This window comes from Microvirga soli, assembly GCF_016734765.1.
GTDB lineage: Bacteria > Pseudomonadota > Alphaproteobacteria > Rhizobiales > Beijerinckiaceae > Microvirga > Microvirga soli.
In genome coordinates this window covers 332,812-346,562 of the sequence record NZ_JAERQE010000003.1, presented here as the reverse complement: position 1 = coordinate 346,562, position 13,751 = coordinate 332,812, and the positions used below count along the sequence as shown (strand labels likewise).

The following is a 13,751-nucleotide window of genomic DNA, read 5'->3' as shown; positions in this document are numbered from 1 at the left end:
ACCATCACGGCAAAAGATGCCAAAGGCTGGATCAGGCATGCCGGCTATGCCCTACACTGAGACCAAAAGCGCTTTAGCGTGATCATGGATCTCCTTCCCACACTTCGTGCGCCGGGATGACACCCTCTTCGTCATGGCCGCACTTGTTGCGGCCATCCACGTCTTTGAACCACGGCGCTATAAAGACGTGGATGCCCGGGACAAGCCCGGGCATGACGATCCACTGGAACTAGGCTCAGGACTCATTAATTGAGATAGAAGGCGACAGCCGCCGCGATGCAGATGGCTGAGAAGAAGGTGTGAGCGCAGCGGTCATAACGGGTCGCGACCCGGCGCCAATCCTTGAGCTTGGCGAACATGTTCTCGATCTTGTGCCGTTGCCGATACAGCGTCTTGTCATAGGCAATCGGCACCTTGCGGCTCTTCGTGGGCGGAATGCAGGACGTGATGTCCTTGTCGGCAAGAGCCTCCCGGAACCAGTTGCTGTCGTAACCTCGGTCGGCAATCAGCGCTGCGCCAGAAGGCAGCGCTCCCAAGACGAGCCGAGCACCCTTATGGTCGCTCATCTGCCCTTCTGACAAAAGCAGAATGATCGGCTTGCCGGCGCCATCGCAGACGGCATGGAGCTTGGAGTTCAGGCCGCCTTTCGTGCGCCCGATACGGCGGGGAACATCCCCTTTTTGAGCAGGCTCGCCGCAGTCCGGTGCGCCTTCAGGTGAGTAGCATCGATCATGATCCGCTCCGGCTTTGGACCTTCACCCGCCAAGGCGGCGAAGATCCGGTCGAATACGCCCAGCCGGCTCCATCGTATGAACCGGTTGTAGAGCGTCTTGTGCGGCCCGTACTCCTTGGGAGCGTCCTTCCATTGCAGGCCGTTGCGGATCACGTACACGATCCCGCTGACCACCCGCCGGTCGTCTACGCGTGGAACCCCGTGCGCCAGCGGGAAGTACGGTGAGATCCGCGCCAGCTGGCGCTCACTGAGCAGAAACAAATCACCCATTCAGAGCCTCCTCGAACGGAGGCTCTGAATCACAACTCAGCTCAAATTAATAGGTCCTGAGCCTAGACTTGATGGATTGATTGGCTGGCTCTCTAAGCCGGCGCCTTATCCTCACCCGCCACAGCGGCGGCCGGGTCCTCGCGGCGCGGCAGCTGGCTGCCGCTGACCCAGCGGACGATGTCGAGCATGACGACCGAGAGCGCCTCGTCGAGGGCGCGGGCCGCGTTCGGGGCGTCAATGGCGCTGGCCGGGATATTGGCGCGGAAGATCCGGCCATTGACGATGCGGCCATCCCGGTCGCTGACGATCTTCACGGAAATTTCGGCGACCGCCTGGTTGTCAGGAGTCGCGATCTCGAAGCGCCGCAGCTCGGACACGAGCTGGACGTCCGCCACCGCGCCGCTGCTCGGGCGTGAGACCCCCCGCAGCTGCGAAGAGTTCTCGAAGGTGTTGATCAGGCGGGTCTGGATCAGGCGGGGCAGGTTGTCGGCCCACTGCCCTCCTCCGATGAACGACACGGAGCCACTGGTATCCTTCACCAGGATCTGCTGGGTCGAGAGCTGCTGCAGGGCCGCGGGCTCGTTCACCAGAACCTGAACGCCGGACGCACCTCGAATTCTGGATGAAGGCGCCGAGAGATCGAAGGTCGCCGGTGCAGGACCCGACGAGCAGGCGCCCGTCAGGGCAGCCAGCAGCGCCACCGGAACAAGACGCCGGAGCAGGCAGGCTCGTGCAATCTGGGGAGTTACCACGGAGGATCCACGCATACTGGTTACTTAACGGCGTCCATTGTACTCGGGGAGGTTCGAACGGCCACCGAAAAGAAACTGCTGTGGATTACGTTCGATGCTGCGCACCGCGCGGCTGATGTCGCCGAGGGTCCGGCGCCCCTCCACGGCCAGCGCCTCGTATTCCCGCAGGCCCGATTCCGTGAAGCGATTCACACCGCCGAGAATGCCCTGAATGCCTTCGGTCCGGGAGTTCAGATCGTTGGCCAGTTCACGCACCGAGATGGCGGCGGCGCGGATCTCGTCGAAGGCGCCCTTGCCGGATTCCCCCGAGGCAGAGCCGAGGAACTTCTCGGCTCCGGCCAGGACGCCGTCGATGCGGTCAGCCGACTTGTTCAGCTTCTCGGTGATCGAGCGGGCCTCCTGGATCGCCTTGTCCACGTCGGGGCTGCGGCGGCTCAGGGTCTGGGTGAAGGTGTCGATATTGTCCACGGTGCGGCCCACCTTGGCCGGGTCGACAGCCTGGGCCAGTTCGGCGATCTCACCAACGGCTCTGTCCAGCTTGGGCGCCGTTACATTGAGAGACGCAATCAGGCTTGCGGCATCCCGAAGGGCATTGTTGATCGTCTCGCGGTTTTCACCGAGAGCCCTCGTGAAGTTGTCTGTGTTCTCGACGATCCGGGACACCCGCTGCCCATCGATGGAGTTTGCGACCTCCTCGACCTTGTCGACGGTGCGGCCGACCTTGGCCGGGTCGATGGCCTTTGCGATGTTCGAGATGTCGCCCACGGCACTGTCGAGCTTCGGGGCGGTCTCGTTGAGGCGGGCCACGAGGCTGTCAGTATTGCGCAGGGTGCTCTCCAACGCCTGTCGGCTTGCGCCCAGGGTCTGGGTGAAGCCTTCCACGTTTTCGACGATTCGGGTCACGCGCTGCGGATCGACCGCCCGCACAACCGTGTCCACGTTGGTGGCGAGCGTCTCGAGCTTCTCAGCCAGGGGCCCGACCTTCTCGGCCGCCTGCCCCACCTGGGCCAGGAAGCGGTCGATGCCCTCGGCGTTCTCGCCCAGAGCCTGGGAGAAGCGCTCCACGTTCTGGATGGTGCGGCTGACCGATGCCTCGTTGTCGGAGACCACCCGGCCGACCCGCTCCAGCACGTCATCGGCCCGGCGGGCGATGTTGCGGGCGCTCTCGATGAGATCCTGGAAATCGGAGCGGTCGGCGAAGATCGTCGGCATGGGCTGGCCGGGGCCGGCGACCAGCGGAGGCGCTCCCGCCTCGCCGCCGGTGAGGCCCACATTCGCGACGCCGGTTAGGCCCTGGTATTCCAAACGGGCGCGGGTATCGGCCCGGATCGGCGTGCTGCTGTTGACGGACGCGATGGCCACCACCCGGCGCGGATCCTCGGGCAGAAGCTCAAGACTTGAGACATCGCCGACCCGCAGGCCGTTGAAGGACACGCTCGAGCCCTGCGAAAGGCCCGAGACCGAGCCCGAAAACACGATGCGGATCGTCTGGCGCGCCTGCCCGCGCTCGCCACCGGAGAACCAGTAGACGAATCCGAAGGCCGCCGCGATCACCGCCAGGGTGAAGAGACCGATCAAGGCGTAGTTTGCACGCGTTTCCATCGTTGCCCTTACGCGCCGCCGGCCATGACCGCGCGTGCCCGTTTCCCATGAAAATAAGAGCGAAGCCACGGATGGTCCGAGGCCAGCATCGCCTCGATAGGACCCTCCGCAAGGATCTTTCCCTCGCCCAAAGCCGCTATCCGGTCGCAGACCGAATAAAGGCTGTCCAGGTCATGCGTTACCATGAATACGGTCAGGCCTAAAGTCCGCTGTAACGTCGCAATCAGGTCGTCGAACTCGCCGGCGCCGATGGGGTCGAGGCCGGAGGTCGGCTCGTCGAGGAAGACGATGTCCGGATCGAGAGCCAGCGCCCGGGCCAGGGCCGCGCGCTTGATCATGCCACCCGACAGCTCGGAGGGCAGCTTGTCGGCCGCATCCGGGTTCAGGCCCACCATCTCGATCTTGAGCATGGCCAACTCGTCGAGCAACCGGTCCGACAGGCGCAGGTATTCGCGCATGGGCACCTGGATGTTCTGCTTGACGGTGAGCGCCGAGAAGAGCGCGCCCTGCTGGAACAGAACGCCCCAATGGCGTTCCAGCTGCCGGCGCTCGTCCGACGACAGCTCGTCGAGGTTTCGGCCCAGCACCTCGATGGTGCCGGCCCGCTTGCGCACGAGTCCGAGGATGGCGCGGGTCAGGACCGACTTGCCCTGCCCGGAGCCTCCGACGAAACCCAGGATCTCCCCGCGATACACATCGAGATCGAGGCCCTTGAGGATGGTCCGCTCCCCGAAGCCGACCTCCACGTCGCGGGCGCGGATGATCACCTCGCGGTTCTTCGTCGGGTCGGGATGGCGGCGCTCGAGCATCATCTCAGTAATTGATCGCTGCAAAGAACATGGCGAAAAGGCCATCGAGCACGATGACCATGAAAATGGCCTTCACGACCGAAGAGGTCACGTGGCGGCCGAGCGACTCGGCGGAGCCGGCGACCGCCATGCCCTCCAGAGTCGCGATGATCCCGATGACCACCGCCATGAAGGGCGCCTTGATGAGACCGACCAGGAAGGTGTTCAGGCTCACCGCAGCCCTGAGACGGTCGAGAAAGATATCGGGGCTGATGCCGCCATAGACCCAGGTGGTCAGGCCGCCGCCCACCAGGGCCGCGATGGACGCGATGAAGGTCAGGAGCGGCAGGCCGATGATCAGCGCCAGGAGGCGCGGAACGATCAGGACCTCGATGGGATCAAGGCCCATGACTCTCAGGGCATCGATCTCCTCGCGCATCTTCATGGACCCGATCTCGGCCGTGAAAGCCGAGCCCGAACGACCAGCCACCATGATGGAGGTCAGCAGCACGCCCAGTTCGCGCAGAACCAGGATGCCGATGAGGTCGATGACGAAGGGTGTCGCGCCGAACTTGATCAGCTGGAAAATACCCTGCTGGGACACGATGCAGCCGACCAGGAACGAGATCAGCACGATGATGGGCACGCCCCGATAGGCAATCTGCTCCAGCTGGTTGATCACCGCCGTGCCCCGGAAGCGGCGGGGATGGATGACCACGCGCACCATCGCCGAGATAAGCTCTCCCAGGAAGCCGACGCCGCCGACCAGATCCTTGCCGGCCCCGGCCACGCTCTGGCCCACATCGACGAGGAAATCCACTGAGCGGGCATGCCGGGGCTTCGGCTGGTCCTCGAAGTCGCGGTAGGCCGCCTCCTCCAGGAGGATCTTCTGCTCCGGCGAGGCATTGGCGAAATCGGCCCGACCCTTGGCCGACAGCTCATGGCGCGTTCGGTCGAGAGTCCAGGCGCCGAGGGTGTCGAGACGCTGGACACCGCTGAGATCGAAGAGCACCGGGAAGCTGTCAGCCTCCGCCTCGATCTCACCAATGAGAGCCTCCACGCGCTGGGCATGCGGCGCCGTCCAGGGACCGGACAGACGGATCGTCGTCTGCCCGCCTGCACGGTCGATCGTCATATCCGGCTCTTGAGCCTGGGTGCCCTGCGCCACGATAGTCCCTTCGGCATTGATTCCGCTTGGTGATAGCGTGTCATTGCGCCACAAGTCGAGACGAACTTCACTAAGAGAAGCCAAGAGAATGCGTCAGCTCACCGTTTCCATCGACCGTTTTCCCATCGCGGGAAAGTTCACCATCGCCCGGGGCTCCCGCACCGAGGCCGTGGTGGTCACCGCCACGATCAGGGAAGGGGAAGCCGTCGGGCACGGGGAATGCGTGCCCTACCCGCGCTATGGTGAGACGGTCGAGGGCGTGGCGGCGGCCATCGAGGCCATCCGCCCCCAGATCGAGGAGGGCCTGACCCGCGAGGCGCTCCAGAGCCTGATGCCTGCAGGCGCGGCCCGCAACGCGGTCGACTGCGCCCTCTGGGATCTCGACGCTAAGCGTTCCGGCATCCGTGCCCATGTGACCGCAGGCCTCACCCGCTGGCCGCCGGTGACCACCGCCTACACGATCAGCCTCGACACGCCGGACGGTATGGCCGAGGCCGCCGCAAAGGCTGCAGAGCGGCCGATCCTGAAAGTGAAATTCGGCGCTCCCGACGGTGACATCGAGCGGATCAAAGCCGTGCGCCGGGCGGCCCCCCAGGCAACTCTGATCGCCGACGCCAACGAGGGCTGGACCGAGGCCAATATCGAACAGCACCTCGCCGCCTGCGCCGAGGCCGGCTACGCCCTGGTCGAGCAGCCCCTGCCGGCCAAGGAGGATGGTTATTTAAGCCGTATCTCCCGTCCCGTGCCGATCCTGGCGGACGAGAGCGTGCACGACCGGGCGAGCCTGGACCGGCTAGTGGGGCTCTACGATCTCGTCAACATCAAGCTCGACAAGACCGGAGGCCTTACAGAAGCCCTGGCCCTGGCCGATGCTGCGGAGGCCAAGGGCTTTTCCATCATGATCGGCTGCATGGTCGGCACCTCGCTCGCTATGGCGCCCGCCCTGGTGCTCGCGCCCCGCTCCCGCTTCGTCGATCTCGACGGCCCGCTCCTGCTGGCCAAGGACCGCGAGCCGGGCCTGCGCTACGAGGGCAGCATCGTCTATCCGCCGGAGCCCGCCCTCTGGGGCTGATTTTTCTGCATCCGTACGACGATCAGCATCAGCAGAACCCCGATGGCGCCCAAGGGAGCCATCGCGGCAAAGACGCCCGCCCCTACTTCGCTGTAGATCAGACCGCTCACCATGGTGGAGACGGCCGTGGTCAGGGCCGCGAGCGATCCGTAGATGCCCTGCGCCCGGCCCCTGGCCTGCATGGGGGCAAGCGCCGTCAGGGCCGCCATGGTGCCGATATGGGTCGCGGCAAACGACAGGGCGTGCATGGCCTGGAGCACGAACATGAGTTCGATGCCGGGCTGGAGGGACATGATCGTGAAGCGGACCACCGCCGCGGCCGACCCGATCAGGATGAGCCCAACGCCCGATCCGCGCCCGACCGCCTGGCCAAGGAAGAGGAAGACCAGGATCTCGGTGATCACGCCGGCGGCCCAGAAATAGCCGATGACTTCATCGGAGAAGCCGATGGAGCGCCAGTAGATGCTGGCGAAGGCGTTCAGCGCACCGTGGCTGCCCTGGGTCGCTGCACCCGCGATCAGTACGATCCAGAGGATCGTCGACAGTTTCGGAGGTGCGCTGTCCTTCCTGGGCTCAGCTTCGACCGAGGGTTCGGGAATGTCGTGAGGAACCACCATGAGGGTGGCGACGGTGCCCAAGACCGGAATGAGCGTCAGTGCAACGATCACGGCATCCGCCCCGAAAGCCCCCACCAGATAGCCGCCGATGATGTTTGTCACGAAGAAGGCCACCGACCCGGCACCCCGGATCCGGCCGTAGTTCAAGCCTGGATGCTTCTGAACCGCATTGGTGGAGACGAGGTCGTTGCCCGGAATGATGCAGGATTGCGCAACGGCCACGAGGGCCACGAGGGCGATGATCGCGACGCTGCTGTCGCTGAGCAGGAACAGGGGAAAGCCGATCAGCTGACCCAGATGACTCGCCAGGAGCAGCCGCCGCGCCCCGAAGGAGCGATCCGCGAGGCTCATGAGCGGCGCGGTCGCCAGAATGCGCACGATGATGGGAATGGCGACCACGAACCCGATCAGCGTCGGGGACAGATCTTTGCTCTGCAGCCAGAGCGGGAAGAACGGCAGGTACATCCCATGGCTGGTGAAGCTTGCGGCCTGAAGGGAGCCCAGCCGGAATTCGAGAGCAGTGAGCGGACGCATCGCCGAGGGGGTCTTCCGGGGTCGAAAATGGCGCAAATCAACAAGAATACGGTGCAAGACCCCCTCTCTAAAGCGTTAGAGGGGTTGAGCGTGCACCGGCTTTGGACCCATCTGATGAGAGAGTGGAATCAGCCCCTGGCGCAGATGGATCCCGGCACCATGCCTGATGAAGAGACAGACGTCACGCTCAGCGACCTGGATTTCGACACCATCGAAGCCGCCGTCATGGAGACTGCCCGCGGCCGCTGGTTCCTGAAGGAATACGCCAGGCGCAACCGCAATGCCGATACCCAGGCCGTGCTGGAGGCCTTGTATCAACTGAAGGACAGCCCGCTCGACGCCAGCACCGTGGCGCCGCTCAAGGCCTATCTGGAGGAGATGGCCGCCACCATTCGGCGGACCATGGAGGAGGTGCGATCCTTCTCCGCGACGGAGTCAGCCGACCTGTCGGAGGCGGAGCTTCAGCAGGCCGCCGAACAGCGCATCCGGCACATGATCCAGACGATCCTCTATGTCGAAGGGCGAATCCAGCACATGATCGACCTCGACAAGGTCGAGATCGAACGGACAACCGTCTCGTTGGAATCCGGCCCTTTCGACGGTGAGAAGGCCCGGCACCTCCATCCTCACCCTGCTCTCCTGATGTAGCGAAGGCTAAGGCCCTGCGTGGGCGATCTCGATGTTGGAGAAGAATTGCCGGGCGCTCTCGTGCCAAGTGAAGGTTTCCCCATAAGCCCGGCACCGATCTTTGGGGATGCTGAGCGCCTCAAGGGCTGCCTCCCTTAAGCTCTCCTTGAGGATTCCGCAGCCGGACGCGCCGATCACATCCATGGGCCCCGTCACCGGAAAGGCCGCGATGGGCAGTCCGGAGGCGAGCGCCTCGAGCAGGACGATGCCGAACGTATCGGTGAGGCTCGGGAAGACGAACACATCCGCTGAGGCATAGACCCGCGCGAGATCTTCGCCCGTCAGTGGGCCGAGGAAGCGGACCGCAGGGTATTTGGCCTCCAGCTCCCGGCGCGAAGGGCCATCGCCGACCACCACCTTGGTGCCCGGAAGGTCCAGCCTCAGAAAGGCCTCCAGGTTCTTCTCCACGGCAACGCGGCCGACATAGAGGAAGACCGGTGCCACCGCGTCCAGAACCCGCTCCCTGCGCGGCCGGAACAGAGTGGTGTCGACGCCGCGGGTCCAGCGCATGATGTTTCTGAAGCCACGTCCCGTCAGTTCCCGCTCAAGAGAGGGTGTGCTCACCATCATGGCGCGAGCACTTTGATGAAAGCGCAGAAGCGCCTGGTAGGACCAGGATTCAGGGATCGGCGTCCGGGCTGCAACATATTCGGGAAAGCGCGTGTGATAGCTGGTGGTGAAAGCCCGTCCCTGCCGTGCGCAGGCGAGGCGCATGGCCAGACCGATCGGCCCCTCGGTCGCGATGTGGACATGGGTGGGCTTCACCTCGTCGAGTATGCGGGCGACGGTCCCTGGCCGTGTCAGCGAGAGACGAATTTCCGGATAGGTCGGCATGGGAAGGGAGCGGAAGCGCTCCGGCGTGAGGAAGACGACTTGGGCGCCATAGCGCGGCGCCTCCTCGACCATGTGCTCCAGCGAGCGCACCACGCCGTTGATCTGCGGCCGCCAGGCGTCGGTAGCGATCAGCACGCGCATCAAGCGGCCCTCTCGCTGACCGCAGGATTCATGACGTTCTGTTCTGCAGCTTTCTCCAGCTGGACATCCGTCCACCGGACCAGCTGGAAGGAGCCGTTGTAATGCTCCACCACGGCGGTGCAGGACTCGACCCAGTCGCCGGTGTTCACATATGCGACCCCGAACTGGTCGTGCATGACCGCATGGTGGATATGCCCGCAGATCACGCCGTCGGCTTCATGGCGCCCGGCCTCTGCTGCGAGCAGTTCCTCGAACCGACTGATGTAGTTGACCGCGTTCTTGACCCTCAGCTTGGCCCAGGACGACAGGGACCAGTAGGTCAGCCCGAGCCGGCGCCGGATCATGTTGAGATGGGTGTTGATGAAGAGGGCGGCCGTATAGGCGCCGTCCCCGAGGAGCGCCAGCCAGCGGGCGTGCCGGACCACGAGATCGAACTGGTCCCCATGGATCACGAGGTAGCGCTTGCCGTCGGCGGCCTCGTGCAGGGCGTAATCCGCCAGCTCGATGCCCCCAAGATTGACCCCGAGATAGTCGCGCAGGAACTCGTCGTGGTTGCCGGGAAGGTAGATGAGGCGGGCGCCTTTCCGGACTTTGCGCAGGAGCTTCTGCACCACGTCGTTATGCGCCTGCGGCCAGTACCAGCCCGATTTCAGCTTCCATCCATCGACGATGTCGCCGACGAGATAGATGGTGTCCGCATCATAGGCCTTGAGGAAGTCGAGCAGGGCCTCTGCCTGACACCCCCTGGTGCCGAGATGGAGGTCCGACAGGAACAGCGTTCGCACGCGTATGGGATCTGGATCCTGAGCCATGGGCTTTCCCGACGAGTTTGCCGGTTCCAGCCAGACCGGATTCGCGTCTCGTCCCCGTGACGGTTTCCCTGCAGATTTGTGACGGTGCACAAAATCGATTCCAACACGGCTCGATTTGCCATAGAGGCTCCGTCGCGGATTGGACGGAGATCATGATGAGCGTGCCTGACATCGTAGGCCTCGTGGGCGTTGCAGCCTATTTGTCCGCCTACGGCCTGCTGCAGATCGGTATTCTGAAGGTGGAGGATCTGCGTTACGCTCTTCTCAATGCCCTTGGGGCGCTTCTTATTCTTTACTCGCTGATCTTCGATTTCAATCTGGCGTCCTTCGTGACGCAGGCCGCTTGGCTTGTTCTTACGCCTTTAGGCTACATACGCTCACGCATAAGGAAACCCGGGGCAGCCTGAGAATGCTTCGGCATCATGGCTCATCGCAACACGGAAAGAGGTCTTTGAGTTCGAGCCCATGCACCCGGCGCAGGGGCTTTCGACCTGAATGAGGCTTCACGCGGCCGCCTGACCGTGGTTGTCTGCACTCCCCTCGCCCATGCCAGCCTCATGACGATGCGCCTCCTGTGAAACCTCTCCTAGGGATATCCCTCAAGGTCCTCTCCGCCCTCGTCTTCACGATGATGTCGGCGACGCTCAAGACGATGATGATCCGCTACCCCGTGGGAGAGGTCGTGTTCTTCCGCTCGGCTTTCGCGCTGCTGCCGCTTCTGGTCTGGCTCAAATGGCAGGGGGATCTCATCAATGCGGTTAGGACGAAGAACGTAGTCGGGCATTTCAAGCGCGGCTTCATCGGCACGAGCGGCATGTATCTCGGCTTCGCAGCGCTGTCCTACCTGCCGCTCCATGACGCCATCGCCATCGGATATGCCTCCCCGCTCATCGTCGTGATCCTGGCGGCGCTTCTCCTCAACGAACGGGTTCGGGCCTATCGCTGGACGGCCGTCGGCGTCGGGTTCGTGGGCGTCCTGATCATGCTCGCGCCCTATCTGAAGCTTGAGACCTTCTCAGGCGGTTTGGCTGCCGGTCCGAGCCTGGGAGCGATCTGCGCGTTCGCAGGCGCCTTCTGCTCTGCAGGAGCCATGATCCAGGTTCGCCGCCTGACGGCCACTGAGAAGACGGGCGCCATCGTGTTCTATTTCTTCATCCTGGCGTCTGTCCTGTCCCTCTGCACGATCGCCTTCGGCTGGCGCATGCCCGATGCCCAGGATTGGGCCCTGTTCGTGGTTGCCGGGATCCTCGGTGGGATCGGGCAGATCCTGCTCACCCAGAGCTATCGTTTCGCGGACACGTCCGTCATTGCCCCCTTCGAGTACACCACCATGATCTGGGCGCTTCTGTTCGGCTGGTTCGTGTTCGGGGACCTGCCCACCGCGACCGTGCTTACCGGCGCCACCATCGTGGCGGCGACAGGCCTGTTCATCGTGTGGCGCGAACACCAGCTCGGATTGCTGCGCACCAAGGAATTCCAGGCTTCGCCCCAGCGGCCAGGGGTCTGAAAGCCTCAGCTAGAGACGACCATGCCTTGGCAGCGCTTGACCCGCCCTGCCGATTACCCCACAACCGTTTTGAGGAACGAGCGTACGGTTTTTCAGAACAGAGGCAGCAATGGGCGTCGAGGGCAAAGAGCGGAGCAGGGAGCTGGAAACGGGCGCGCAGGTTCTGTCCGGCAACATGGGCAAGACGATCCAGCGCCTGCGCAAGGCCTACAACCTGTCTCTGTCGGAGCTTGCCGAGCAGTCCGGGGTCGCCAAGTCCATCATCAGCCAGATCGAGCGCAACGAGACCAACCCGACGCTGGCCACCATCTGGCGGCTGAGCCAGGCCCTCGACGTCTCGATCGAGCGGGTTCTGGCCTCAGGGGACGAGGAGCCCTTCATCGAGAAGTCGTCCAAGGCCGACACGCCGATCCTCGTTTCCGAGGACGGCAAGATGCGGCTTGCCATCATTGGCTGGTTGAAGACCATCGAGTGGCTGCAATGGTACGACGTGCAGTCGGAGCCCGGCGGCGTGCTCGATTCCGACAGCCACCAGCGCGGCTCGGTGGAATGCCTGTCGGTCCTCGAGGGCGAGTTCGAGGTCGAGGTGGGCGGCGTCGTCCAGCAGGCGAAGGCCGGCGAAAGCCTGCGCTATCGCTGCGACCGCCCCCATTCCGTGCGCTGCATCGGCGACAAGCCCGGCCGCGCCACCATGGTCTGCATCCTCAAAGCCGCCGTGATGGATTGAGGTCTGTCCTCAACCCATCCCCAGGCTCTTCCACAGCTTATTCAGCCCCCTTGAAGCCCTGCCTCGGCGGCAGGGACAGAAGGTACTCCGCCATGGCCTGACGGTCCGCGTCGGGCAGTTGGGCCGTGTTGGCGACCACGGCGCCCATCGGTCCGCCGACCGTATCGAACAGCGGCGTCTCGCCGGTCTTGAGCAGTGTCGCCAGTTCCTCAGGGCTCCAGCCGCCAATGCCGGTCTGGTGCGGCGTGATGTTGGGAACGACGCCCCTGCCCTCCGGGTCAGGACCACCGGCGAAGCGGCGCTCCTCGATGATGGCGCCGGCAACATTGCGCTCGCTGTGGCACTCGACGCAGTGTCCAGGGCCATTCACCAGATAGGCTCCCCTGTTCAGGCTGGCCGATTTCGATGCATCCGGCGTGAAGACCTGTCCGTCAAGGAAGGCCAGCTTCCACAAGCCAATACCCCGGCGGATGTTGAAGGGGAACGGCAGTTCGTGATCCCGCACCCGGCCTTCGACGGCGGGCAGCGTCTGCATGAAGGCGAAGAGATCGGAAAGGTCCTCCGCATTCATGCGCTGATAGGACGTATAGGGAAAGGCCGGATAGTAGTGGCGTCCATCCGGAGACACGCCCTCGCGCATGGCGCGGATGAAGTCCGCCGTCGTCCAGGAGCCGATGCCGTCCTGTTTGTGGGCTGAGATGTTCGGGACATGGAAGGTGCCGAAGGGAGACTTCAGGGCATAGCCGCCGCCGAGCCGCAGCTTGTCGTCGTTGTTGGGAACGGCATGGCAGGAGGTGCAGCCTCCAGCGAAGAACAGGACGCGACCGTTCTCCGCATTCGGGGTCCGGTTGGCATCCGGTGTGTGCGCTTCAGCGCGGATGAAGCGATAGGCCGACGGCGAGGTGAGGGCCACGAAGCCGATCACGCCGAGGATAATCAGGGCAACCAGCCCGATGAGCGCCTTACGCATCGCCTGCTCTCCAAATGAAATAGGCGGCCCAAAGGCCGCCCATTACTCAGCATTGTCCGATCAGGAGGTCTTCTTACGGAACTCGTTATGGCAGGCACCGCAGTTCTGAAGCACCTTGGGCATCTCGGTCTTGAAGGAGGCCTCGTCCTTGATCGTCGTCATAGCGGTCTGAGCGTCCTGGCTCATCTTATTTCCGAGCGACTCGAACTTGGCCTTGTTCTCCCAGATTGTCGGCAGGGCCTCGGTCTTCTCCGCGTTCTTCGAGCTTTCCGGGAAGAGCGTGACGAACTTCTTGGGGTTCTCGGCAAACACCTTCAGGCCGGCCTGGACTTTGGCAAGATCGAAGGGCTCCTGCCCGCGCATCATGGCGCCGATGGGCCGGGTCTGCGCGCCCATCTCCTTCATCAGAGCCTGACGCTGCTCGACCACATTGCTCTGGGCAATGGCGGCGGTCACTCCGATCGCCAGAAGGCTGGCGACGAACATTGTACGCTTCATATATGTTTTTCCCTCATGGGCGCGATAGACAGGCTCCTG

15 protein-coding genes are annotated in these 13,751 nt (G+C 63.8%); 5 read left to right on the top strand and 10 right to left on the bottom strand.

Annotation, left to right across the window (positions count from 1 at the left end):
- Positions 1-245: 245 nt before the first annotated feature.
- From JKL45_RS05310 to JKL45_RS05290, 5 genes are all read right to left on the bottom strand, one after another.
- Positions 246-1,003 (bottom strand): IS5 family transposase gene (locus tag JKL45_RS05310; RefSeq protein WP_201860069.1). Its coding sequence is split into 2 segments (ribosomal slippage): positions 246-670 and positions 670-1,003, totalling 759 coding nucleotides; the frame shifts between segments, so codons are not numbered across the junction.
- A 92-nt stretch (positions 1,004-1,095) separates the two neighbouring features.
- Complete coding sequence (locus JKL45_RS05305) at positions 1,096-1,755, bottom strand: ABC-type transport auxiliary lipoprotein family protein (protein ID WP_312896910.1); 660 nt, start codon at positions 1,753-1,755, stop codon at positions 1,096-1,098.
- 24 nt (positions 1,756-1,779) lie between these two features.
- Complete coding sequence (locus JKL45_RS05300; protein ID WP_201860067.1) at positions 1,780-3,357, bottom strand: MlaD family protein; 1,578 nt, start codon at positions 3,355-3,357, stop codon at positions 1,780-1,782.
- A gap of 8 nt (positions 3,358-3,365) precedes the next feature.
- Complete coding sequence (locus tag JKL45_RS05295) at positions 3,366-4,166, bottom strand: ABC transporter ATP-binding protein (protein WP_201860091.1); 801 nt, start codon at positions 4,164-4,166, stop codon at positions 3,366-3,368.
- A 4-nt stretch (positions 4,167-4,170) separates the two neighbouring features.
- Entirely contained in the window at positions 4,171-5,280 is a 1,110-nt protein-coding gene (locus JKL45_RS05290; RefSeq protein WP_201860066.1) for an ABC transporter permease, read from the bottom strand.
- Positions 5,281-5,401: 121 nt separating this feature from the next.
- On the opposite strand from JKL45_RS05290, the gene dgcA reads away from it, so the two are divergent.
- Positions 5,402-6,385: an N-acetyl-D-Glu racemase DgcA gene (gene dgcA / locus JKL45_RS05285; RefSeq protein ID WP_201860065.1), complete on the top strand. Its 984-nt coding sequence runs from the start codon at positions 5,402-5,404 to the stop codon at positions 6,383-6,385.
- Here dgcA and JKL45_RS05280 read toward each other — a convergent pair.
- Positions 6,355-7,536 (bottom strand): MFS transporter, encoded by a 1,182-nt coding sequence (locus JKL45_RS05280; protein ID WP_201860064.1) that lies wholly within the window; start codon positions 7,534-7,536, stop codon positions 6,355-6,357. The genes dgcA and JKL45_RS05280 overlap by 31 nt on opposite strands.
- 114 nt (positions 7,537-7,650) lie before the next feature.
- Between JKL45_RS05280 and JKL45_RS05275 the strand changes: the two genes are divergently transcribed.
- Positions 7,651-8,184 (top strand): hypothetical protein, encoded by a 534-nt coding sequence (locus JKL45_RS05275; protein ID WP_201860063.1) that lies wholly within the window; start codon positions 7,651-7,653, stop codon positions 8,182-8,184.
- Between the two features lie 6 nt (positions 8,185-8,190).
- Here JKL45_RS05275 and JKL45_RS05270 read toward each other — a convergent pair whose 3' ends face one another.
- Both JKL45_RS05270 and JKL45_RS05265 read right to left on the bottom strand, forming a co-directional pair.
- Entirely contained in the window at positions 8,191-9,198 is a 1,008-nt protein-coding gene (locus JKL45_RS05270) for a glycosyltransferase family 4 protein (RefSeq protein WP_281401699.1), read from the bottom strand.
- Positions 9,198-10,010, bottom strand: a complete 813-nt coding sequence (locus JKL45_RS05265) for a UDP-2,3-diacylglucosamine diphosphatase (RefSeq protein WP_201860061.1) — start codon at positions 10,008-10,010, stop codon at positions 9,198-9,200. Before JKL45_RS05265 ends, JKL45_RS05270 begins: the two co-directional genes overlap by 1 nt.
- A 152-nt stretch (positions 10,011-10,162) precedes the next feature.
- Here JKL45_RS05265 and JKL45_RS05260 point away from each other — a divergent pair, with 152 nt between their 5' ends.
- From JKL45_RS05260 to JKL45_RS05250, 3 genes are all read left to right on the top strand, one after another.
- Complete coding sequence (locus JKL45_RS05260) at positions 10,163-10,417, top strand: CBU_0592 family membrane protein (protein WP_246498308.1); 255 nt, start codon at positions 10,163-10,165, stop codon at positions 10,415-10,417.
- Positions 10,418-10,584: 167 nt separating this feature from the next.
- Entirely contained in the window at positions 10,585-11,517 is a 933-nt protein-coding gene (locus JKL45_RS05255; protein ID WP_201860060.1) for a DMT family transporter, read from the top strand.
- 109 nt (positions 11,518-11,626) lie between these two features.
- Entirely contained in the window at positions 11,627-12,244 is a 618-nt protein-coding gene (locus JKL45_RS05250) for a helix-turn-helix domain-containing protein (protein WP_201860059.1), read from the top strand.
- Positions 12,245-12,281: 37 nt separating this feature from the next.
- Here JKL45_RS05250 and JKL45_RS05245 read toward each other — a convergent pair whose 3' ends face one another.
- Both JKL45_RS05245 and JKL45_RS05240 read right to left on the bottom strand, forming a co-directional pair.
- The gene (locus JKL45_RS05245; RefSeq protein ID WP_201860058.1) at positions 12,282-13,214 is read right to left on the bottom strand and encodes a c-type cytochrome; all 933 of its coding nucleotides are present in this window, start codon (positions 13,212-13,214) and stop codon (positions 12,282-12,284) included.
- 60 nt (positions 13,215-13,274) lie between these two features.
- Complete coding sequence (locus JKL45_RS05240; RefSeq protein WP_201860057.1) at positions 13,275-13,712, bottom strand: c-type cytochrome; 438 nt, start codon at positions 13,710-13,712, stop codon at positions 13,275-13,277.
- Between the last annotated feature and the right edge of the window lie 39 nt (positions 13,713-13,751).

What these genes read in the sequence shown, in the direction of transcription:
- JKL45_RS05260 (WP_246498308.1), top strand. Translation starts at nt 10,163, where the DNA reads ATGATGAGCGTGCCTGACATCGTAGGCCTCGTGGGCGTTGCAGCCTAT.
- JKL45_RS05290 (WP_201860066.1), bottom strand. Translation starts at nt 5,280, where the DNA reads ATGACGATCGACCGTGCAGGCGGGCAGACGACGATCCGTCTGTCCGGT.
- JKL45_RS05245 (WP_201860058.1), bottom strand. Translation starts at nt 13,214, where the DNA reads ATGCGTAAGGCGCTCATCGGGCTGGTTGCCCTGATTATCCTCGGCGTG.
- JKL45_RS05250 (WP_201860059.1), top strand. Translation starts at nt 11,627, where the DNA reads ATGGGCGTCGAGGGCAAAGAGCGGAGCAGGGAGCTGGAAACGGGCGCG.
- JKL45_RS05295 (WP_201860091.1), bottom strand. Translation starts at nt 4,166, where the DNA reads ATGCTCGAGCGCCGCCATCCCGACCCGACGAAGAACCGCGAGGTGATC.
- JKL45_RS05265 (WP_201860061.1), bottom strand. Translation starts at nt 10,010, where the DNA reads ATGGCTCAGGATCCAGATCCCATACGCGTGCGAACGCTGTTCCTGTCG.
- JKL45_RS05300 (WP_201860067.1), bottom strand. Translation starts at nt 3,357, where the DNA reads ATGGAAACGCGTGCAAACTACGCCTTGATCGGTCTCTTCACCCTGGCG.
- JKL45_RS05275 (WP_201860063.1), top strand. Translation starts at nt 7,651, where the DNA reads ATGAGAGAGTGGAATCAGCCCCTGGCGCAGATGGATCCCGGCACCATG.
- JKL45_RS05240 (WP_201860057.1), bottom strand. Translation starts at nt 13,712, where the DNA reads ATGAAGCGTACAATGTTCGTCGCCAGCCTTCTGGCGATCGGAGTGACC.
- JKL45_RS05270 (WP_281401699.1), bottom strand. Translation starts at nt 9,198, where the DNA reads ATGCGCGTGCTGATCGCTACCGACGCCTGGCGGCCGCAGATCAACGGC.
- dgcA (WP_201860065.1), top strand. Translation starts at nt 5,402, where the DNA reads ATGCGTCAGCTCACCGTTTCCATCGACCGTTTTCCCATCGCGGGAAAG.
- JKL45_RS05280 (WP_201860064.1), bottom strand. Translation starts at nt 7,536, where the DNA reads ATGCGTCCGCTCACTGCTCTCGAATTCCGGCTGGGCTCCCTTCAGGCC.